The following is a 22,421-nucleotide window of genomic DNA, read 5'->3' on the forward strand; positions in this document are numbered from 1 at the left end:
GGGACGCAGCCGTCAGGCCAGGACGGGCCCGGAGCCGTATCGGCTCCCGGGCCCGTCCTGCGCATTCCTCACCTCACAGGGCGCAGGCGAGGACGCGCGCGTTGCGGCGGGGGTCCAGGGACTGGGCCCAGGCTGCCGGCGCCGCGCTCGGGCAGGCCGGTGCGAAGCCGTGCCGGAGGAAGAGGCGGCCACTGCCCGTCGTCGCCGTGAACAGGGCCCGCAGGGACTGGCTGCGGGCCCTTGCCAGCGCGGCGTGCAGGAGCCGGGCTCCCACGCCGCATCCCTGCCGGTGCCCGGCGACGCAGAAGCTGTAGAGGACTCCGGTGGCGGGTCGGCCGGACGGCGTGTCGGCGTGGTGGACACTCAGCCCGAGGCATCCTTCCAGGGTTCCGTCGGCGGCCTCGGCGACGAGGAAGTCACGTGCCCGGGAGGCGTACTGATCCTGCGTACGCTCGCGCAGCGCTCCCGAGCGCACGAACGGCCGGGAGAGGGCTGCGAGCCCGGCGGCGTCGTCGGGGCGCGCCGGCCGAACGGAGAACGTGGGGAGGCCGGGCGAATGGAGCGCGCGGGGCAACAGCGCGGCAGGGCGCGGCATGGCCGTGATCAAGGCTTTCCTTCCTCGGTTCCACCGTGCGCGAAGAGAGGTTGGATCGCCGCATGACCCCGGTGAAACACTCGAACTAAGGCTAGCCTTACCTAATTGAATGGCCAAGTCGAGTCGTCATGCGCGTTCTCCGTACGGGTCGCGCAGGCAGCCGGGCACCCCGGAAGGACCGGCACGTCCGTGACGGACCAACCGGCAACGGCCGCCGGTCGGCCGTACGGGGCCGAGCGGGCGGCCCCCGTACGGCTGACCGGCGTCGTCAATGGTCCGTCGGCTCGCTCACAGCTTGTGGCCCTCCGTCGCCTCGCGTCCGTCCACGAAGGTCGCCACGACCTCGATGTCACCGATCCGGGAGGGATCGACGCTCCGCGGATCGTCGCCCAGCACGACGAAGTCGGCGCGCTTGCCAGGGCTGAGGCTGCCCGCGCTGTCGTCCCAGCGGCAGGCGTACGCGCCGGCGACCGTGTAGGCGCGCAGGGCCTCGTCGACGGTGATGCCCTCGTCCGGGCCGATCGACCGGCCCGAGGTGGAGGCACGCTCGACCATGAACTGGACGGCCCGCAGCGGCGATCCGTCGGTGACGGGCCGGTCCGAGCTGCCGACGAGGGTGACGCCGTGGTCGAGGAAGCCTCGGCCCCGGTACATCCACGGAGCGCGCTGCGGGCCCATGATCGTCGCGTAGTCGTCGCCGAAGTAACGCAGGAAGTTGGGCTGGATCACGGCGCTGAGGCCGAGCCGGGCGAAGCGCGGGAGCTGGTCGGGCCGGATGAGCCCGGCGTGCTCGATACGGTGGCGCGCGTCGGGCCGGGGCCGCAGCGCCTGCGCCTGCTCCAGGGCGTCCAGGGCGAGGTCCGCGGCACGGTCGCCGATGGCGTGGACGGCGAGCTGCCATCCGGCGAGGTGCCCGTCGACGATGAGGGCGGCGAGGCGCTCCGGGTCGTCCTGGAGCTGGCCGGCTTGGCTCGTGCCTTCGTACGGGGCCGTGAGGGCGGCCGTACGCGCCATCATGCCGCCGTCGGTGTAGATCTTGAGCGCGCCGACGGACAGCCAGTCGTCGCCGAACCCGGTGCGCAGGCCGAGGTCCAGCCCACGGGGAATGCCGTCCCGCTCGTGCGCGCCGAGCGGCCGCAGGGTGTCGGCCCCTGGCATGAGCTGGACCCGCAGGGGCAGTCGGCCCTGGTCCCGGAGGAGTTGGTAGGCGCCGAGCTCGACGGGGCTGTGCCCGAGCAGCCCACCGCCGATGCCGGCCTCGGCGCAGGCCGTGATCCCCTCGGCGAGGCAGACACGGCCGGCGTACTCGATCGCGTCGGCGAGCTCCTCCTGCGCGTACGGGAGGCGCAGCCGCCGTACGGCGCCCATCGCGCTCTCCACGAGGACGCCGTCCTCGTGGGGGACATCGGCCGGGAGCAGGTCGAGGACGGCACTGTTGACCACGCAGGCGTGGCCGGAGTCGTGCATCACGAACACCCGGCGCCCGGGGCTGACCCGGTCCAGTTCGGCTGCCGTCAGATGCCGGCCGAGGGCGCGCTGGTCGTAGCCGCCGATGTGCACCCACGCGTCGGGCGCGCTCGTGCGGGAGACCGCCTCCTCCACGACGGCGAGGGCGTCCTCGATCGTCTCGCAGCCGGCGATGCTCGGCGTGCTCGCTTTCAGTCCCGTCCACGCCAGGTGGACGTGGCTGTCGATGAACCCGGGGAGCACGGTGGCGCCCTGGAGGTCGACGACCTCGCGTGCGGGCAAGGAGGTCACGGCCTCGTCCACGCCCACGATCCGGCCCTGCCAGATGCCCAGGTCGTGGGCGACCGGGTGGTCCGGATCCATGGTGAGGATGCGCGCGTTCGTGAGTCTCGTGCACAGCATCATGGGCGCTCCGTCCGTCCCTAGGAGGTTTCGGCGAGTACGGCGTCGGCGGCTTCGGTGCCCTGCGCGTCGCGCGCACCGGTCTTCGCCTCGTACCGCCTGGGCGCGGCGGGCACCATCAGCGGGGTGCCGGTCTCGGGGTCGTCGATGATCCGGCAGGGCAGTCCGAACACGTCCTCGACGAGCTCGGCGGTCATGACGGTCGCCGGGTCGCCCTCGGCCGCGACCGTGCCGCCGGCCCGCATCACGATGAGGTGGGTGGCGTAGCGGCACGCCTGGTTGAGGTCGTGCAGGACCGCGACGACCGTGTGGCCCTTGCGCGCGTGCAGTTCGGCGCACAGGTCGAGCACCTCGACCTGGTGGGAGATGTCCAGGAACGTGGTGGGCTCGTCGAGCAGCAGGAGAGAGGTCTGCTGGGCCAGGACCATGGAGAGCCAGACGCGCTGGCGCTGGCCGCCGGAGAGGTCGTCCACGGGCCGGTCGGCGAGTTCGAGTACGCCGGTCTGCCGCATCGCCTCGGTCACGGCCGCCTCGTCCTCGGTGGACCACTGCTTCAGCATCCGCTGGTGCGGGTAGCGGCCGCGCGCCACGAGGTCGCCGACCGTGATGCCGCCGGGCGCGTTGGACGACTGCGGGAGCAGCCCGAGCCGGCGGGCGACCTCGCGGGAGCGGTACGAGGAGATGGCCTTGCCGTCGAGGTAGACCTGTCCCGCCTTCGGCGTGAGCATCCGTGACAGCGCCTTGAGCAGCGTGGACTTGCCGCAGGCGTTCGGCCCGAGGATCACGGTGAAGGACTGGTCGGGAATGTCCACGCCGAGGGAGGTGGCCACCGTCCGCTGGTCGTAGGAGAGCGTGAGGCCCTCGGCGCGCAGCCGGGGCATCGGGGCGTTCACTTGTGTCATGCGCGGCTCTTTCGCGACTCGTTGATCAGCAGCCAGATGAGGTAGAGCCCGCCGATGGTCCCGGTCGCCGTGCCCACGGGGAGGAGCGCGGGTGCGAAGACGCGCTGCACGACGAGGTCGCTCAGGGCGAGCAGGAAGGCGCCCATGAGGGCGGACGGCAGGAGAGCGGGGCCGGACGACCGGGTCAGTCTGCGGGCCAGTTGGGGAGCGGCCAGGGCGATGAACACGATCGGGCCGGTCACCGCGGTGGCGAAGGCGGCCAGGGCGACGCTGATGACGAGCAGGGCCGCCCGCGTCCGGGTCACGTCGACACCGAGGGCGGTGGCGATGCCGTCGCCCATCTCCACCATGGACAGGCGTCGGGCGAGGAAGAAGGCGAGCGGGAGCAGGACGACGACGGCGAGGCCGATGGTGTTCGCGTGGATCCACAGGCGGTTCCCGAGACTGCCGATCAGCCACGCCTGGGCCTCCAGCGCCTCCTGCCAGCTCGCCCGGGTGATCAGGTACGAGTTGAGGGCGAGGAGCAGGGCGCTGACGCCGATGCCGACCACGACCAGCCGGAAGCCCTGCAGGCCCCGGCCCAGCATGAGAAGGGAGACGGCCGCGGCGGTGGCGAGTCCACCCACGAGCGCGCCGAGGGCGATCTGGGTCATGCTGCCGTTCAGGACGACGATGACGACCAGGGCCCCGGTGGCCGAGCCGTTGGTGAAGCCGATGATGTCGGGGCTGCCCAGCGCGTTGCCGGTCAGGCTCTGCAGGATGGCGCCGCTGACGGCCAGGGCGGCGCCGACGCACAGGGCGGTCAGCAGCCGGGGCATGCGCAGGGTGTTGACGATGAAGTCCGCGGCTCCGGAGCCGTTGCCGAAGAGCGCCTGGAGGACCTCACCGACGGAGAGTTCGAAGTCGCCGGTGGTGAGGGCGATGCCCATGAGCAGGACGAGCGCGGTGCCCAGGGCGGCCGTGACGGCCAGGACACGGCCCTGGACCCGCAGGGAGAGGCCGCCCTTTCGGGTACGGACGACCATCCCGGTGACGACGCGCGGCGTCGCGGGGGTCGCACGGTTCTTGACGGGGCGTGGATCGGGGGCGGATGCCTCTGACTCCCGTACGGCACTCACAGGGTCTCCTCGTTCTCCCCCAGGGCTGACGCCTGGGACGTACCCCCGTCTCCGCCCGCGAGACGCGGAGGTGCGGCTTGGGGGCCTGTCCGCGGCCCGGCTGCCTCGTGTGCGTCGCTCACAGCATCACCAGCTTTCGACGACGGCACAGCGCGATGAACAGCGGGGCTCCGAGGAACGCCGTGACGATGCCGACCTGGACCTCGCCCGGGGATCCCAGGACCCGGCCGAGAACGTCGGCACCGATCAGCAGAACAGGTGCGAACAGCATCGAGTAGGCCAGCACCCAGCGCTGATCGGGACCCACGACGAACCGGGCGACATGCGGGACGACCAGGCCCACGAAGCCGATCGGGCCGGCCGCGGCGGTCGCCGCGCCGCACAGGAGCATCACGGCCACGGCGCCCAGCACCCGGGTCCGGCCGACGTTCACGCCCAGGGCTCGTCCCACCTGGTCGCCCATGGCCAGAGCGTTCAGGGAGGGGGCCAGGCCGAGCGCGAGGAGCAGGCCCCCGGCGACGAAGGGAAGGATGATGAGGACGATGTCCGTGTTCCGGCCCGCGAGGGACCCGACCGTCCAGAACCGGAACTGGTCGAAGGCGCGCGGGTTGAGCAGCAGTACCGCGGAGCTGAAGGCCAAGAGCACCGCCGTGACCGCGGCTCCGGCGACGACGAGCCGGTCGGGCGTCGCCAGCGTCCGCCCCGAGGAGCCCAGGACGTAGACGAGCACCGATGCCGCCGCCGCGCCGAGGAACGCGAACCACACGTAGCCCAGGGCCGTGCCCACACCGAAGAAGGCGATGGCCACCACTACTCCGGTGGACGCCCCGAGGCTCACGCCGAGCAGCCCCGGGTCGGCGAGCGGGTTGCGGGTCAGCGACTGCATGAGCGCGCCGGAGAGTCCGAGGGCCACACCGACGAGCAGTCCGAGGACGGTCCTGGGGATCCGGTACTCATGGATGATGACCGAGGTCTCCGACCCGTCGGGCTGCCACAGCGCGTTCCAGGTGGAGGTGAACGGGATACCGCGGGTCCCCAGCCACACGCTGAGCAGTCCGACGAGGACCAGGGCCGCCAGGGTCGCGAGCAGGCCCAGGCCGCGCAGGGCGGCCACGGACCGACGGACTCCCGGCACGGCCGGACCGCCCGCTCCGCTCCTGGATGCCGCTTGGGTTCCGACCGACAACGACAACTCCCCCTGGCGGCGACTCTCGCGCGAGACACCACATGTGACGTGGCAACAGACAGCGACTTAGGTGAGGCTAACCGAACCGTTCGACGGGGTCAACGCGTCGGTCCCGCCGCCGAGGCCGGGTCACGGGCGGGCCGGGTGCGACGCCGCCGGCAGCCTTGGCAGTCCACCTGATTAGAGTAGGCTTACCTAACTAATCGACGTCTTGGCGGAGGTACCGCATGCCCGTGGGGGGACCGAACGAGGGGGGCCCGACGGGGGGCCTCGTCCTCCGCAGAACGATCAGAGGTCAGCGCCGACGGGTCGTCGGGGCGTCGCTCCTCGGCATGGGCCACCAGGCGTGCGAGGCCCTCGTCCCCGTCGTGATCGGCGTCATCATCGACCGGGCCGTGTCCACCGGCTCCTCCGCCGCTCTCCTGCGCTGGCTGCTCGTCCTCGCCGTCCTCTTCCTCGTCCTGTCCACGTGTTACCGGACCGCCGCGAGGATCACGGACGGGGCGGGCGAACACGCGGCGCACCAGCTCCGCGTCGACCTCGGCACCAGGGTGCTCGACCCCCGTGGCGGAGCCGACGCCGGACGGCTGCCCGGCGCGCTCACGGCCGTCGCCACCGGCGACGCGACACGCGTCGGAGCGGTCGCGGCCGCCGTGCCGTACGCCGTATCGGCGCTCACCGGGCTGATCGTCAGCGCGGTGGCGCTGCTGCGCGTCTCGGTGCCGCTCGGCCTGCTCATCCTGCTCGGCGTCCCACCCCTGCTGTGGCTCGGCCACCGGATCAGCCGCCCCCTCGAAGAGCGCAGCGAGATCGAGCAGGAGCGTGCCGCGCACGCCTCCGGCGTCGCCGCCGACCTCGTCGCGGGCCTGCGGGTGCTGAAGGGCATCGGGGCGGAGGCCGCCGCCCTGTCCCGGTACCGGCGCACGAGCCAGGACTCCTTGGCCGCCGCGCTGCGGGCCGCCCGCAGCCGGGCCTGGCACGACGGCGCGATCCTCGCCCTCACCGGCCTCTTCATCGCGGCCATCGGCCTCGCCGGCGCCCATCTGGCCATGCGCGGCTCGATCAGCGTGGGCGAACTGGTGGCGGCCGTCGGACTCGCCCAGTACCTCCTCGGCCCCTTCCAGCTCCTCACGTACGTCAACGGCGAGTTGGCGCTCGGCCGCGCCTCCGCCGACCGGATCGCCGAGGTGCTCGCCTCGCCGCCCGCCGTCGCGACCGGACGGACCACGCTTCCCGGTCCCGTCTGCGGAGGAGTCCGGCTGCGTGGGCTCGGACACGGCGCCCTGCGCGGCGTCGACCTCGACATCGCCGCCGGCTCCGTCGTCGGCGTCGTCGCGAAGGACCCGGCGGCGGCGCACGACCTGCTGCTCTGCCTGGGCAGGGAACTCGACCCTGCCGAAGGGGCCGTCGAACTCGACGGCGTACCACTGACCGAGTTGGACCCTCAGAGCGCCCGCCGCGCGATCCTCGTCGCCCACCACGACGCCGATCTGTTCGAGAGCAGTCTGCTCGACAACGTGCGGGCGGGGTCCGGCGCCGGGGAAGCCGACCTCGCGCCCGCCCTGGCCGCGGCCGCCGCCGACGACGTCGCGCGGGCGCTCCCCCAGGGCACGGCCACCGTCCTCGCCGAACGCGGCCGGTCCCTGTCCGGCGGTCAGCGCCAGCGGGTGGCCCTGGCCCGGGCGCTCGCCGCCGACCCCCCGGTGCTCGTCGTCCACGACCCGACGACCGCGGTCGACACGGTCACCGAGTCACGTATCGCCGCCCGCCTTCGGGAACTCCGGGACGGCCGTACGACGATCCTGGTCACCACCAGCCCCGCGCTGCTCGCCGCGACCGACCGCGTGGTGCTGCTCGACGACGGCGCCGTGGCCGCCGACGGCCGCCATCCGGAACTCGTCGCCTCCCACGAGACATACCGCGCGGCGGTGCTGGCATGACGGTGAACGACGAAGGACGCGAGATGACCGAACCCCGTACGGCGGACCGCGGCGCGAGTGGGGACCGCGAGTTGCTGCCCACCGCGACCGGCGCACAGACGTTCGCCGCCGTCCGGGCGCTGTTGCGGCACCACCGGCTCCTGACCGTACTCGCGGTCACCGTGCTCGTCGCCGGCACGGGCATCGGCCTGCTCACCGCCCCGCTGCTCGGACGCATCGTCGACCTCGTCGCCGCGCGGCGCGGCGCGGGCGCGCTGACGGTACCGATGGTGCTGCTCCTGGCGGTGGCCGTGGCCCGGGGCGTGGCGACCGCGATCGGCCAATCGCTCGTCGCCCGCCTCGGCGAGACCGTCCTCGCGGACCTGCGCGAGCGGTTCGTCGGGCGGGCACTGCGCCTGCCCCTGGAACGTGTCGAGCGGGCCGGTTCGGGCGACCTGACCTCCCGGGTGACCGGCGACGTCACGATCATCGCGAAGGCGGTACGCCAGGCGCTGCCCGAGTTCGCCGCGGCGCTCCTCACCATCGCGCTGACGCTCGTCGGACTCGCCGTACTGGACTGGCGCTTCCTGCTCGCCGTCCTGCTGGCCGTGCCGGTGCACGTTCTGACGGTCCGCTGGTACATCCCGCGCGCCGCGTCGGTGTACGCCCGGCACCGGGTGGCGAGCGGCGCCCTGCAGCACCAGCTCCTCGACAGCGTCGGCGGTGTCCGCACCGTACGGGCGTTCCGGCTCACCGCCGGCCACGCGCAGGCACTTCAGCGGCGGTCCGGGGAGGCCGTCGACCTCGCGCTGCAAGGCATCCGGCTGGTCTCCGGCTTCTTCTCCCGTCTCAACGCGGCGGAGTTCATCGGTCTGACCGGCGTTCTGGTGACGGGCTTCTTCCTCGTGGACAACGGCTCCGTGAGCATCGGCACGGCGACCGCGGCCGCGCTCTACTTCCACAGCCTCTTCAATCCGATCAACGCCGCCCTGTTCCTCATCGACGACGCGCAGTCGGCCGGCGCGAGCCTCGCCCGCCTGGTGGGGGTGTCGAACCTGCCCGTCGAGCCGGAGCCCGAACCGGGCACCGCGGAGAAGCCGGTGGACGGCTCGGTCAAGGTCTCCGCGCTCAGCCACGCGTACGTCGACGGCCACCCGGTCCTCAGCGACGTGGACCTTGACGTCCGCAGCGGCGAACGGGTCGCTCTGGTGGGCGCGAGCGGCGCCGGGAAGACCACTCTGGCGAAATTGGTCGCGGGCGTCCACGAGGCGTCCGGCGGTTCGATCGTGCTCGGCGGCGTCGGGGCCCGCGAGTTGGGCCCGGCCGGAGTCCGGCGCGCCGTGACGCTGATCAGCCAGGAGGTCCATGTGTTCGCGGGGCCCCTGGCCGAGGACCTGCGGCTGGCGCGCCCGCAGGCCACGGACGAGGAACTGCGCGCGGCCCTGGCCCAGGTGGACGCCCTGGACTGGGTCGACGCGCTCCCCGAAGGTCTCGCGACGGTGGTCGGTGAGGGCGGGCACCGGCTCACGGTGACCCAGGCACAGCACCTGGCCCTGGCCCGCCTGGTCCTGGCGGACCCGCCGATCGCCATCCTCGACGAGGCGACCGCAGACGCGGGGAGCGCCGGCGCACGCGTCCTGGAGGCAGCCGCCGTACGTGCCTTGGAAGGCCGTACGGGCCTGATGGTGGCGCACCGCCTGCCCCAGGCCGCCACCGCCGACCGCGTCGTCGTACTCGACCAGGGCCGGGTCGCCGAGACCGGCACGCACGACGAACTGGTCGCGGCGGGCGGCCGCTACGCCGCTCTCTGGTCGGCCTGGTCCGACAGCCGCCGGGAGCCGCCGCGGGAGGCGTGAGCCGTCGGCCGGCGGCCTTCTCCGGGAAGATCCCGGAGATCCCGGCAGCGTCGGTGGAGGCCGGCAGCGACCTCACATGGCACCGGGTGGCACCACATGGTGCCACCCGGTGCCATTTTTACGCCCTCGAATCACAATGGACATGCATGGCACCACCACGACTCGGGTCGCCCTCTCCACATGTCCGCAGGCAGGAGCGGTCGCCCCTGAGCGCACGCCACGCAAGACGCCACTCGGGCTTGCATATGGCACCACGATGGTGCCATGATGACGCCATGGACCTCACCCCGTATGTCGACACCCTCCGCCGCGAACTGGCGGTGGCCGCCGAAGCCGGCGGGGCGGATGCCCGAGCGCTGGCCGAGCGGCTCACCGCTCCTCTGGAGTCGGCGACCCGTCTGACCCTGCTCAATGTGCTCTCCGCCGCAATGGACGAGATCACCCGCGAGCTCGCCCCCGGCTCGGTCGACGTACGGCTGCGCGGGCTCGACCCCGACTTCGTGGTGACGCTGCCGCCCACCGACGGCGGTCCCATGGAGCAGGCCGCGCCCGTCGAACCGCTGAAGGCGCAGGCGCCCGCCGAGGGCGACGAGGGCGGCACCGCCCGCGTCAACCTGCGTCTGCCGGCTCACCTCAAGGCACGCGCCGAGGAGGCCGCGAGTCGCGAGGGCCTGTCGGTCAACGCGTGGCTGGTGCGCGCCGTGTCGGCCGCGGTCGACGGCGGCACCCGGCCGCGTACGACGGAGAAGACCCAGACCATCGGGCAGAGCTTCACGGGCTGGGTGCGCTAGCCGCGCCCGCGCTCGCGCCCGCACCACTTCGCCCACACCACGTCCCACCAGCGGGGACGCCCTGAAGACCCAAGAGGACGGGACAACCATGCCTTCTTTCGACACTCCCGAACCGATCTCGGCCACGGCGCACGTGGAGGCCGGTTCCATCCAGTTCACCGCGGGCGACCGCCTCGACACCGTCGTCGAGGTGCAGCCCCGCGACCCGAAGAAGGACCAGGACGTACGGGCGGCCGATCAGACCGAGGTCACGTACGCGAGCGGCGTACTGACCGTCAGGACGCCCAAGCCCCATCTGCTCGGCCTCGGCCGCACCGGCACCGTCGACGTGACGGTCGAACTGCCCACGGGCTCACGCATCGACATGACCGGCGCCTGGGTCCAGGTGCTCGGCGATGGCCGGCTCGGTGAGGTCCGCGTGAAGACCTCGTCCGGCGACGTCCGCCTCGACACCACCGGCCCGCTGAAGCTGACCGCGTCGCACGGCTCGATCACCGTCGACCGGGTCGAGGGCACGGCCGAGATCACCACCAGCTCCGGCAGCCTGCGCGTCGGCCTCGTCGACGGCCCCGCAGTCCTGAAGAACTCGCACGGCACCACGACCGTCGGCGCCGCGACCGGCGAGCTGCGGGTGAGCGGCGCCAACGGCGACATCGAGATCCGGCGCGCCGAGGACTCGGTCACCGCCACCACCGCCCACGGCACCCTGCGCGTGGACGAAGTGGCCCGCGGCACCGTCCAGTTGGAGACCTCCCACGGCGCCATCGACGTCGGCATCCGCCAGGGCACGGCCGCCTGGCTCGACGTCAGCTCGGGCTCCGGCCAGGTGCGCAACACGCTCACCGCGTCCGAGACCCCGGAGCAGACCGAGGACACCGTCAAGGTCCGCGCCCGCACCCGGTACGGCAACATCGACGTCCGCCGCGCCCGGGGCTGAGCACCGGCCCCGCGACATCGCCCGCTCACCCCAGTCACTTCACCCTTCGAACGGGAGGGCTCCATGCCTTCATCTGTCATGCCCACGCCCAGACGGGGTGACGGTCCGCAGTCGTCCGCCGCCGTCTCCGCCGCCGGTCTGCGCAAGTCGTACGGCGACAAGACCGTGCTCGACGGCATCGATCTGCGTATCCCGGCCGGTTCCGTGTTCGCACTGCTCGGGCCGAACGGCGCCGGCAAGACCACCGCCGTGAAGATCCTGTCCACGCTCATCGCCGCCGACGGCGGGCAGGCCCAGGTCGCGGGCCACGACCTCGCCACGTCACCGGACGGGGTGCGCGCCGGCATCGGCGTCACCGGGCAGTTCTCCGCCGTCGACGGGCTGATCACCGGCGAGGAGAACATGCTCCTCATGGCGGACCTGCACCACCTCTCCCGCAGCGAGGGCCGCCGCACCGCCGCCGAGCTGCTGCAGCGCTTCGACCTCGTCGACGCCGCGAAGAAGCCCGCCTCCACGTACTCCGGCGGCATGAAGCGCCGCCTCGACATCGCCATGACGCTGGTCGGCGACCCGCGGATCGTCTTCCTCGACGAGCCGACCACCGGTCTCGACCCGCGCAGCCGCCACACCATGTGGCAGATCATCCGCGAGCTGGTCTCCGACGGCGTCACCGTCTTCCTCACCACGCAGTACCTGGAGGAGGCCGACCAACTCGCCGACCGTATCGCCGTGCTCGACGACGGCAGGATCGCGGCCGAGGGCACGGCCGAGGAGCTGAAGCGGCTGATCCCCGGCGGGCATGTCCGGCTCCGCTTCTCCGACCCGTCCGCCTATAGGAGCGCCGCCCTCGCGCTGCGCGAGGTCACCCGGGACGACGCCACCCTCACGCTCCAGATCCCCAGCGACGGCACCCAGCGCGAGCTGCGCTCCATCCTCGACTGGCTGGACTCGGCCGGCATCGAGGCGGACGAGCTGACCGTGCACACCCCCGACCTCGACGACGTGTTCTTCGCCCTGACCAGCGGTACCGATCAGCCCCTCAAGGAGGCTGTCCGATGAGCTCCCTCTCCCTCGCCGTGCGCGACTCGTCCACGATGCTGCGCCGCAACCTCCTGCACGCGCGGCGCTACCCGTCCCTCACCCTGAACCTGCTGCTGACGCCGATCGTCCTGCTGTTGCTCTTCGTCTACATCTTCGGTGACGTGATGAGCGCCGGCATGGGCGGCGGCGCCGACCGCTCCGAGTACATCGCCTACGTCGTGCCGGGCATCCTGATGATGACCATCGGAGGCACCGTGGTCGGGACCGCGGTGTCCGTCTCCAACGACATGACCGAGGGCATCGTCGCCCGCTTCCGCACGATGGCGATCCACCGCGGGTCCGTGCTCGTCGGGCATGTCGTCGGCAGCGTGCTCCAGTCGGTCGCGAGCGTGGTCCTCGTGGGTGCCGTCGCCGTGGCCATCGGCTTCCGGGCCACCGATGCCACGGCCCTGGAGTGGCTGGCGGCGTTCGGGCTGATGGCGCTGGTCGCCCTGGCGCTCACCTGGATCGCGGTCGGGATGGGCATGGTCAGTCCGAACGCCGAGGCGGCGAGCAACAACGCGATGCCGCTGATCGTCCTGCCGCTCATCTCGAGCGCCTTCGTCCCGGTCGACGCGATGCCGGGCTGGTTCCAGCCGATCGCCGAGTACCAGCCGTTCACACCGGCCGTCGAGACCCTGCGCGGGCTGCTGCTCGGCAGCGAGATCGGGCACAACGGGTGGCTCGCGGTCGCCTGGTGCCTGGCTCTCTCCGCGCTCGGCTCCTTCTGGTCGAAGGCGGTTTTCGACCGCGATCCGAAGTAGCCGGGGACGACCGCGCGGGCCGCCTCCCGCAGTTCGTCGACGCACGCCGCCGCCCGCCGGGAGGGAATCCCTCCCGGCGGGCGGCGGTACGGTGCGCTGCGGCGGGGTCAGCCCTGCTCGGCGACCAGGCTCTTGGGGCGCAGGTCGGTCCAGTTCGTCTCGACGTAGGCGAGGCACGCCTCCCGCGTCTCCTCACCGAAGACGACGCGCCACCCGGCCGGCACCTCGGCGAAAGAGGGCCACAGCGAGTGCTGGTCCTCGTCGTTGACCAGGACCAGGAATCGGCCCTGCGGGTCCTCGAACGGGTTGGTGCTCATACGTCGTCACTCCTCGTGGACTTTGCGGTGAACAGCTCGGAGATCGGCTGCTCGGGGTCGGCCGCTGCGGTGCGCAGCAGTGTCTGAAGTTCTTCGGCGAGCTGCCGGGCCTTCTCCGGGCCGAACAGGCCGGCCGCGTGGATCAGCTCGCAGTGCACCGGTCCGTCGCCCTGCGGCTCGTAGAAGCTGAGGGTCAGCTCCGCCCGCGCCGAGCCGGTCGGAACGGCGTGGAAGGAGCCCATGCCGCCCTCCAGCTGTCCGAGATCCGCCTGTTCGTGGTGGATCACCATGACCTGCGGGCCCTGCGGGGGCAGTCCGGTCACCCGGACGACCTCGTCGAACGGCACGTCCTGCCGGTCGAGGGCGCTGAGGGTGGTCTCCCGTACCCGGGTCAGCAGCTCCGCGAAGGTCGGGTCGCCCGCCGTGTCGGTGCGCAGCACCACCGTGTTGAGGAAGCAGCCGACGAGGTCGGCCAGCTGATCGTCGCCACGGCCGGCGACCATCGTACCGATCGGCAGGTCGGTGCCCGCGCCGTGGGCGGTGAGCATCGCGGCGAGGGCCGAGTGCAGCACCATGAACATGCTGGTGCCCGTTGCCCGGGCCAGCTCGTCCACGGCCGCGTGCAACTGCTCGTCCAGGACGAAGCCCTGGTGCTCGCTGCCCTCGGCACCCGGGCGCGGGGCGTCCGTGGGGAGCGCCAGCTCCGCCGGTACGTCTTCGAGCGTCTGCCGCCAGTAGGCGAGCTGCCGCCCGCCCCGGCTCTCCGGGTCGGACAGGTCACCGAGGACCTCGTGCGCCCAGCGGGTGTAGTCCGCGTACGTCACCGGCAGCGGCTCCCACTCGGGCGTCCGGCCCTCCGTGCGGGCCGCGTACGCCGTGGTGAGGTCACGGAACAGCGGCACCACCGACCACTCGTCCACCGCCAGGTAGTGCGAGGTCAGGAGAAGAGCCTGGTGACCGGCCGGGTCCGTCAGCAGCGTCGCCCGCAGGGGGGCCTCGCGCTCCAGGTCCGGGGCCTGCCCGGCGAGTTCCGCCAGGCGGGCGTCCAGGTCCGCGCACCGGTCGAGCGCGAGTGCCGGGGCCTCGGCCGGCCTCTGGAGCACCACACCGTCACGCTCGGCGAACGCCGTGCGCAGCGGCTCGTGACGGGCCACCACATCGGCGAGGGCGTCGGCGAGCGCCGCGGCGTCCAGTCCACCCTCCGGTACGCGCAGGGCCAGCGCGTGGTCGAAGCCCGGGGTGCGGCGGTGCGACTCCCACTCCCAGCGCTGGACCGGGGCGACCGGCAGCGGGGCGCCGGCAGTGTCCTCGGTGTCTTCGGCGGGCCGAAGCGCCGGGCGGGCGGCCGCCGCGCCCTCCAGCTTGCCGGCGAGGCCGGCGACGGTCAGCGCGTCGAAGACGTCCCGGATGCTCAGCTCGACGCCGAACTCCGCGCGGATACGGCCCAGGAGCCGCATCGAGGCCATGGAGTGGCCACCGAGCGCGAAGAAGTTGTCGTGGATGCCGACCTTCTCCAGCTTGAGGATCTCGCAGAACAGGTCCGCCAGGCGAGCCTGCGTCTCGGTCGCCGGGCTCGCGTCGCCGGTCATCGCGGACCAGTCCGGCGCGGGCAGCGCCTTGCGGTCCAGCTTGCCGTTGGGGGTCAGGGGAAGGGGGCCGTCCAGCGGTACGACCAGTGCCGGGACCATGTACTCCGGCAGGTGGCCCGCCACATGGGCGCGCAGCTCCTGCGGGGCTGCCTCCCCGGCCTCTCCCGCCTCCAGTACGGCGTATCCGACCAGGCGCACGATGTCGCCGTCGCGGTCCGGCAGGACCGCGGCCTGCGCGACCGACGGGTGCGAGGCGAGCGCCGCCTCGATCTCCCCGAGCTCGATACGGAAGCCGCGCACCTTCACCTGGGTGTCGACCCGGCCCAGGAAGTCGAGGTTCCCGTCCGCGCGCCAGCGGGCGCGGTCGCCGGTGCGGTACATGCGGCCGCCGGGCGGGCCGTAGGGGTCCGCGACGAACCGCTCCGAGGTCAGCCCGGCCTTGCCGAGGTAACCGCGGGCGAGGCCGCGTCCGGAGACGTACAGCTCGCCGACGACACCGGGCGGGACGGGCCGCAGGTTGTCGTCGAGGACGTAGCAGCGGGTGTTGGGGTCGGGTCGGCCGATGGGGACCCGGCCGGTGGGCCGGCCACCGTGCTCGCGTGCGGGCCACAGCGTGGAGTTGACCGTCGCCTCGGTGAGTCCGTACGCGCAGATCAGGTGGGCCGTGGTGCCGAAGCGCTCGAACAGGTCCGGCGGCACCGTCTCCGTACCGACGAGGACGGTCGAGCCCTCGGGCAGCTCGCAGCCGGGCGGCAGCGCCGACACCAGGGACGGGGGCAGGATCATGTGGCTGATCCGCTGGTCCGCGAGGAAGTCGGTCAGCGCGGACCCGGCGACCCTGGCCTCGTCGGTGATGAGGACGAGCCGGCCGCCGTGGCACAGCGCCATCGACAGCTCGAAGACGAAGACGTCGAAGCCGATCGAGGCGAACTGGAGCACACGGCTGCCGGGCTCGAGGCCCATCCGGTCGACAGCGGTGGCCACCAGACTGGCGATGCCCTCGTGCGGGACGACCACGCCCTTGGGGCGTCCGGTCGAGCCGGAGGTGTAGATCACGTACGCGGCCTGGTCCAGGCCGACCGGTCCGCTCCCGACGGCGGTCTCCGGCAGACCGTCCAGCTCGGCGGCGACGGACGGCTCGTCGAGCAGCACCATCGGTACGCCCGCCACGTCCGGGATCTTCCCGGCCACGGACTCGGTGCCGACCACGAGGGCCGCCCGCGAGTCCTCGATCATGTAGCCGAGCCGGTCGGCGGGGTGGGCCAGGTCGAGCGGCAGGAACGCGGCGCCGAGCTTGAGCGCGGCGAGCACCGTGGCGATCATGTCGGCGCAGCGGGGCACGGCCACGCCGACCACGCTCTCCGCGCCCACACCGCGCGCGGCCAGCAGCCGGGCGATCCGGTTGGACCGCGCGTCGAGCCGCTCGTACGTCACCGAGTGCGAGCGGTCCACGACGGCGATCGCGTCGGGCCGCTCGGCGAGCCGCCGCGCGAACATCGCCGGCAGGGTCTCCTCGTCGACGGGCCGCGGGGTGCCGTTGAAGCCCTCCAGGACGAGGTGACGCTCGTCGGCGGCGAGGATCTCCGCCTGCGAGACGGGTCGCTCGGGCGCGGCGACAAGGGCGGCGACGAGCGCCCGGAGCCGGTCGCCGATCCGCTCGGCGGTCTCGTGGTCGAACAGTTCGGTGGCGAACTCCAGGCGGCAGGCCAGGGACCCCGCAAGGCCGTCGGCGGCCGTGTGCTCGGTGAAGCTGAACACCAGGTCGAACTTCGCGGAGCGGATACGGAACGGCACGTACTCCACCTGGAGCCCGGCCAGTTCCCGCTCGTCGCCGGTGCGGGCGTGGTAGCCGACCATCACCTGGAACAGCGGGTTCCGGGAGAGCGAGCGGGTCGGGTTGAGCTTCTCCACGACCGACTCGAACGGCACGTCCGCGTGGGAGAAGGCCGCCAGGTCCCTCTCGCGGACCCGGGTCAGCAACTCGGTGAAGCTCGGGTCGCCGCTGAGGTCCGTGCGGAGCACGAGGGTGTTGACGAAGAAGCCGACCAGGTCGTCCAGCGCCTCGTCACTGCGGCCCGCGATGGGCGCGCCGAGGGGGATGTCCGTACCCGCGCCCATGCGGTGCAGCAGGGCGGCAACGGCCGCGTGCACCACCATGAACATGCTGGCGCCGGTCTCGCGGGCGAGCCGCTTCAGACCCTCGTGGACGTCGGCGTCGAAGTCGATGTCCAGCTCGGCTCCGGAGAACGCGGGGCGGGCGGGCCGGGGCCGGTCGGTGGGCAGTTCGAGCTCTTCGGGCGCCCCGCTGAGCGTCGAGTGCCAGTACTCCAGCTGACGCGCAGCCAGGCTGTCCGTCTCGTTGGGGCCCCCGAGCAGCCGCTGCTGCCACAGTGCGTAGTCGGCGTACTGGACGGGCAGCGGCTCCCAGTCCGGGGCCGTGCCGTGTGCGAGGCGGGCCTCGTACGCCGTGGCCAGGTCGCGCAGGAACGGACGGTCGGACCACTCGTCGGTGGTGATGTGGTGCAGCAGCAGGATGACGACGTGGTCGTCGGGCGCGACCTCCACGACCGTGGCCCGCAAGGGCAGTTCGGCGGCGAGGTCGAAGGGCCGGTTGGTCTCCGCGTCGACGATGCCGGGCACCTCGTCCTCGGTGGCGCGGACGAGCTCGACCACGGGCCGCGGGCCTCCTCGGCCGGCAGGACGCGCTGGAACGCCTGGCCGTCGCGCTCGGCGAAGACCGTGCGCAGGGCCTCGTGGCGGGCCGTGACATCGGCGAGCGCGGCGGTCCACGCGTCGACGTCCAGGGCGCCGCGCAGCCTCATCACCAGCGGGAAGTTGTACGCGGCGGAGGTGCACTCGATCTGCTGGATCACCCACAGCCGCTGCTGGGCGTGGGACAGCGGCAGCTCGTCGGGCCGCTCGCCGGCGGTCAGCGCCGGGCGGGCGGCGCCACCGGAGCGGGCCGCGCGTTCCACCAGCTCCGCGACGGTCGGCGCCTCGAAGAGGTCGCGGATGGCCAGTTCGGCGTCGAGCGCGGTGCGGGCACGGCTGACCAGACGGGTGGCGAGCAGCGAGTGGCCGCCCAGCTCGAAGAAATCGCTGTCGATGCCGACGCTGCCCTCGGGCAGGCCGAGCACCTCGGCGAAGAGGGCGCAGAGGGTCTCCTCCCGCGGCGTGCGGGGGGCGCGGCTGGGGCCCGTACCGCCGAAGTCCGGGGCGGGCAGCGCCCTGACGTCGAGCTTTCCGTTGACGGTCAGCGGCAGCGTGTCCACGGCGACGAGTGCGGAGGGGACCATGTAGTCCGGCAGGCCGGCCTTCAGGTGGTCGCGCAGCCGCTGGAGCAGTTCCTCGCCCGCCTCGGCGCCGTCCTCCGGGACGACGTAGCCGACCAGGCGCTTGGTTCCGGTGGCCTCGCTGACGACCACGGCGGCGTGCGCGACCTCGGGGTGCGTGGACAGGGCCGAGGCGATCTCGCCCAGCTCGATGCGGTAGCCACGGATCTTGACCTGGTCGTCGGTGCGGCCGAGGAAGTCGAGCAGGCCGTCGGGACGCCGGCGTACGAGGTCGCCGGTGCGGTACATCCGCTCTCCCGCACCGCCGAACGGATCGGCGACGAACCGCTCCGCGGTCAGCCCGGGCCGGTCGTGGTAGCCGCGGGCCAGACCGGTACCCGCGATGTACAGCTCACCGGGGCAGCCCGGCGGAACGGGCCGCAGCATCGCGTCGAGCACGTAGGCCCGGGTGTTGCGGATGGGCAGGCCGACGGTGGGGGTCGCGCTGTCGGTGGTGGAGCCGCCGAGCGTGTTGATCGTGTACTCGGTGGGCCCGTACAGGTTGTAGCCGTAGGTGCCGTCGGTGTGGCGGAGCCTGCTCCACACCGTGTCGGAGACGGCCTCGCCGCCGAGCAGGACCAGGGCGGGCCGGTGCTTTCCGGCTGCCGCGTCCTGGTCGAGCAGGCCCTCCTCGATGAGGAGCTGGGCGTACGTGGGCGTCACGTTGACCACATCGACCTGGTGCCGGTCGCAGTAGGCGACCAGGGCCTCGGCGTCGCGGCGCAGCTCCTCGTCGCAGACGTGGACCTCGTGGCCCTCGACGAGCCAGAGCAGCTCTTCCCAGGACATGTCGAAGGCGAAGGACACGGTGTGCGCGATGCGCAGCCGTCGTCCGCCGGCCGAGGCGATGGCCGGGTCGAAGATCTCCTCCTGGTGGTTGAGCTGCATGTTCGTCAGGCCCCGGTACGGAGTGACGACGCCCTTGGGCTTGCCGGTCGAGCCCGAGGTGTAGATGACGTACGCCGGGTGCTCCAGGCGGTCCGCCCGGTCGTGGGCGAACGCGGGCCGCTCGGCGTCGGTGATCTCGGTGCCGGGGAGCGCGGCCAGTTCGGCGGCCACGGCCTCGTCGTCCAGGAGGAGTTCGGGCGCGGCGGGGCCGCTGTCGCCGCGGAGGGCCGGGGCCACGGTGGTCGTGGACAGCAGGCACAGCGGCCGGGTGTCCTCGACCATCAGCCGCAGCCGGTCGGCCGGGTGGTCCAGGTCCAGCGGCAGGTACGCGGCACCCGTGCGCAGGACGGCGAACAGTGCGGCCACCATGTCGATGGAGCGCGGCAGCGCGAGCGCGACCGCCTTCTCCGGTCCCGCGCCCCGGGCGAGCAGCAGCCGGGCGAGCCGGTTGATGTGCGCGTCGAGTTCGGCGTACGTGAGGGCCTGCTCGCCGAACACCAGCGCCACGGCGTCGGGGGTACGGGCCACCTGGGCGGCCAGCATGTCGGCGACGGTCTCGTTCGGTACCGGCTCCCGGCTCCCCGCCCAGTCGGCGGAAAGGGACTCCCGCTCGCCGGGCAGCAGCAGGTCCAGGGCGCCGACCCGGGTCGTCAGGTCTCCGATGAGCCGTTCCACCAGGGCGCCGAAGCGGTCGAGCGTGGCCGTGGCCTGCTCGTCCTCGACCAGGTCGGGGCGGTACTCCAGCTTGACCTGGACCGTCTCGGCCGGGTTGACGATCAGGGTCATCGGGTAGTGGGTGGCGTCGACGCTGCCCACGCCCGTGATGCCATGGCGCTCGGTGAGCTGCTGGAAGGCGCCCTCGTCGGCGAAGTTCTGCAGGACGTACAGGGTGTCGAAGAGGGTGGGGTGCCCGCCGGCCCGCTGGAGTTCGGCGAGTCCCAGGTACTCGTGGTCCATCAGGGCGACGCGCTCGGTCTGGATGCGGCGCAGCAGGTCCCCGACCGGCTCGGCCGGGTCGAGGGTGATCCGCTGGGGCACGGTGTTGAGGAACATGCCGATCGTCGTGTCGACTCCGGGCACGTCCGCCGGACGTCCGGCGACCGTGGCGCCGAACACCACGTCGTCACGGCCCACCGTGGAGGACAGGACGAGCGCCCACGCGGCGGAGAGCACCGCGTTGATGGTCAGTCCGTGCTCGCGGGCGGAGCTGCGCAGTCGGTCGCTGAGGGCTCGTCCGAGGCTGAGGGTGCGACGGCGCGGGATGGTCGGTTCGTCACCGCGCTCGCGGGCGACGAGGGTCGGCTCGTCGAGTCCGGCCAGGGCGCCGCGCCAGGTATCGCGGGCCGCGTCGAAGTCCTGCCCGGCGAGCCAGCTCAGGTAGTCCCGGTAGCTTCCGGCGGCGGGCAGGGCGCTGTCGTCGCCGGCTGCCGCGTACAGGCCGAGGAGTTCGTCGAGGAAGAGGGACTGGGACCAGCCGTCCCACGCGACCAGGTGGTGGCTGAGCATCAGCCGGTCGGTGGTGTCGGTGAGCCGGATCAGGGTGAGCCGGAACAGCGGGGGCGCGGCGAGATCGAACCGCCGGCGCCGGTCGGTGTCGGATATCTGGGCGAGCCGGGTCCGGCGCTCGGCTTCGGTCAGGCCGGTCAGGTCGACCTCGGTGAGCGGTACGGGCAGCTCGGCGGCCGGGCAGACGAACTGCACCGGCTCGGGCAGGCCGTCGCTGACGATGCCCGCGCACAGGCTGGGGTGCCGGCGCAGCAGGGTCGCGACGGCGGCGCGCAGCCGGTCGGCGTCGAGGCGGCGGTCGAAGTCGAACGTGTCCTGCGCGGTGTAGACGTCGAGCGCGGTCGTGTCGTAGCTGGCGTGGAAGTAGATGCCTTCCTGGAGCGGCGACAGCGGCCAGATGTCGGCCACCGGCGCCGGGCTCACCCGCTCGACCAGCTCGATGCCGGCCTGGGTGAGGGCGACGAGCGGCACGTCCGAGGGGGTGAGGGAGGGCCGGGCGCCGGGCGCGGCGGTCTTGGCGACGAGGTCGCGCAGGGCGTCGGCCCAGGCGCGGCTCAGTGCCCGCACGTCCTCCGCGGTGAGCACGTCGCCCTCGGGCCAGGTCCAGGTGGCGCGCAGCTCGGGGCCGTTCGGGGTCTCCGCGCAGACGGCGTTGACCTGGAGCGGGTAGGGCATCGCGAGGTCGGCGTCGGGCTCGACGGCGAGCGCGTCGGACTCGACGGCGGGCGCCCAGTCGTGGGTCTGCTCGGCGGGGAGTCGACCGAAGTAGTTGAACAGCACCTGGGCGGTGGACAGCCCTGCGAACACGGGGGCGAGCTGCGGGTTGAGGTAGCGCAGCATGCCGTATCCGGCGCCGGAGTCCGGGGCGGACCGCACGGACTCCTTGACCTGCTTGAGCGTGTCGAGCGGGTCGTCGGCGGCGGGCAGACGCACCGGGTGGAGGCTGGTGAACCAGCCCACGGTGCGCGAGAGGTCGGCGTCCGTGCCGTCCCGTCCGTGGCGCTCCAGGTCGACCAGCAGGTCGCCGTCGGCGTCGGGGCGCCACTGGGTGACGGATCGCCGCAGCGCCGCGAGCAGGACCTCGGTGACGTCGGCGCCGACCGCAGCGGGTACGGCGGTGAGCAGCGCGCGGGTGTCCTCGGCGGACAGGGTGACGACGTGCTCCCGCGCCGCACCGGCCGTTCCGGTACGGGTGGCTCCGGCGACCAGGTCGGCTCCGGGTGCCAGCGTCTTGGCCCAGTAGGGCAGTTCGGCCTGCCGCTGCGGGGAGGTGGCCTGCTCGGCGACGTCACGGGCGAACCTCCGCAGAGAGGTCGGCACCGGCTCGAGCTCCGGGGACCCGCCTCGTACGACGGCGTCCCACGCGGTGGCGAGGTCGCCGAGGAGCACGCGCCAGGACACGCCGTCGATCACGAGGTGGTGGACGACGAGCAGCAGTCGGCCGGGGCGGTCCGTACCGGCGTCGAACCACACGGCCTGCACCGTCACGCCGGCGTCGGGGTCGAGGCGGTTCGCCGCGGCGTCGGACTCCTCGCGGATGACCGTGCGGAAGGCGGACTCGTCGAGGCCGCGTGCGTCGACGCGGCGGAGCAGTCCGGCCGCGTCGAGGGAACCCGCGGGCATCGTCCGCGCGGACCAGAGGGCGGGGATCGCCGGACCGAGGTCCATGCGGGTGAGGGTGAGTCGCAGGCCGTCGTGGTGGTCGAGGACCGCCTGGAGGACACGCGTCAGCTTGTCGGTGTCGGCGGAGGCGGGCGCCTGGACCAGCATGG

General features: G+C 72.9%; 13 protein-coding genes and 1 pseudogene. 6 read left to right on the forward strand and 8 right to left on the reverse strand.

The annotated features are described in order from the left end of the window. Positions 1-73: 73 nt before the first annotated feature. The 5 genes from QFZ82_RS05775 to QFZ82_RS05795 all read right to left on the reverse strand — a co-directional run bounded on the left by QFZ82_RS05775 (position 74) and on the right by QFZ82_RS05795 (position 5,670). On the reverse strand, positions 74-595 hold the full coding sequence (locus QFZ82_RS05775; protein WP_307712093.1) for a GNAT family N-acetyltransferase: 522 nt from the start codon (positions 593-595) through the stop codon (positions 74-76). Between the two features lie 288 nt (positions 596-883). Beyond that, complete coding sequence (locus QFZ82_RS05780; RefSeq protein WP_307717637.1) at positions 884-2,464, reverse strand: amidohydrolase; 1,581 nt, start codon at positions 2,462-2,464, stop codon at positions 884-886. A 20-nt stretch (positions 2,465-2,484) separates the two neighbouring features. After that, a complete protein-coding gene (locus QFZ82_RS05785; RefSeq protein ID WP_307712094.1) occupies positions 2,485-3,366 on the reverse strand; it encodes an ABC transporter ATP-binding protein in 882 nt (293 codons plus the stop codon). Beyond that, the gene (locus QFZ82_RS05790; protein WP_307712095.1) at positions 3,363-4,484 is read right to left on the reverse strand and encodes an iron chelate uptake ABC transporter family permease subunit; all 1,122 of its coding nucleotides are present in this window, start codon (positions 4,482-4,484) and stop codon (positions 3,363-3,365) included. The genes QFZ82_RS05785 and QFZ82_RS05790 overlap by 4 nt, the downstream gene beginning before the upstream one ends. Before the next feature lie 118 nt (positions 4,485-4,602). Beyond that, positions 4,603-5,670 carry a FecCD family ABC transporter permease gene (locus QFZ82_RS05795; RefSeq protein ID WP_373429239.1) on the reverse strand — a complete coding sequence of 356 codons (1,068 nt, stop codon included), beginning with the start codon at positions 5,668-5,670 and terminating at the stop codon, positions 4,603-4,605. A gap of 227 nt (positions 5,671-5,897) precedes the next feature. Between QFZ82_RS05795 and QFZ82_RS05800 the strand changes: the two genes are divergently transcribed. From QFZ82_RS05800 to QFZ82_RS05825, 6 genes are all read left to right on the forward strand, one after another. Beyond that, positions 5,898-7,610: an ABC transporter ATP-binding protein gene (locus QFZ82_RS05800; RefSeq protein ID WP_307712097.1), complete on the forward strand. Its 1,713-nt coding sequence runs from the start codon at positions 5,898-5,900 to the stop codon at positions 7,608-7,610. Positions 7,611-7,633: 23 nt separating this feature from the next. Then, on the forward strand, positions 7,634-9,445 hold the full coding sequence (locus QFZ82_RS05805; RefSeq protein WP_307712098.1) for an ABC transporter ATP-binding protein: 1,812 nt from the start codon (positions 7,634-7,636) through the stop codon (positions 9,443-9,445). A 275-nt stretch (positions 9,446-9,720) separates the two neighbouring features. Continuing rightward, positions 9,721-10,236: a toxin-antitoxin system HicB family antitoxin gene (locus QFZ82_RS05810; RefSeq protein ID WP_307712099.1), complete on the forward strand. Its 516-nt coding sequence runs from the start codon at positions 9,721-9,723 to the stop codon at positions 10,234-10,236. An 88-nt stretch (positions 10,237-10,324) separates the two neighbouring features. Further along, positions 10,325-11,173 carry a DUF4097 family beta strand repeat-containing protein gene (locus QFZ82_RS05815; RefSeq protein ID WP_307712100.1) on the forward strand — a complete coding sequence of 283 codons (849 nt, stop codon included), beginning with the start codon at positions 10,325-10,327 and terminating at the stop codon, positions 11,171-11,173. 63 nt (positions 11,174-11,236) lie between these two features. Beyond that, positions 11,237-12,232 (forward strand): ATP-binding cassette domain-containing protein, encoded by a 996-nt coding sequence (locus QFZ82_RS05820; RefSeq protein ID WP_307712101.1) that lies wholly within the window; start codon positions 11,237-11,239, stop codon positions 12,230-12,232. Continuing rightward, positions 12,229-13,017, forward strand: a complete 789-nt coding sequence (locus QFZ82_RS05825; protein WP_307712102.1) for an ABC transporter permease — start codon at positions 12,229-12,231, stop codon at positions 13,015-13,017. Before QFZ82_RS05820 ends, QFZ82_RS05825 begins: the two co-directional genes overlap by 4 nt. 107 nt (positions 13,018-13,124) lie before the next feature. Here the strand turns inward: QFZ82_RS05825 and QFZ82_RS05830 are convergent, their stop codons facing one another. From QFZ82_RS05830 to QFZ82_RS39675, 3 genes and pseudogenes are all read right to left on the reverse strand, one after another. Then, entirely contained in the window at positions 13,125-13,334 is a 210-nt protein-coding gene (locus QFZ82_RS05830; protein ID WP_307712103.1) for an MbtH family protein, read from the reverse strand. Then, entirely contained in the window at positions 13,331-17,596 is a 4,266-nt protein-coding gene (locus QFZ82_RS05835; RefSeq protein ID WP_307712104.1) for an amino acid adenylation domain-containing protein, read from the reverse strand. Before QFZ82_RS05835 ends, QFZ82_RS05830 begins: the two co-directional genes overlap by 4 nt. A 71-nt stretch (positions 17,597-17,667) precedes the next feature. Next, positions 17,668-22,419, reverse strand: a pseudogene (locus tag QFZ82_RS39675) (amino acid adenylation domain-containing protein); the annotation flags it as partial. Positions 22,420-22,421: the final 2 nt, after the last annotated feature.

Source organism: Streptomyces sp. V4I23 (assembly GCF_030817975.1).
GTDB lineage: Bacteria > Actinomycetota > Actinomycetes > Streptomycetales > Streptomycetaceae > Streptomyces.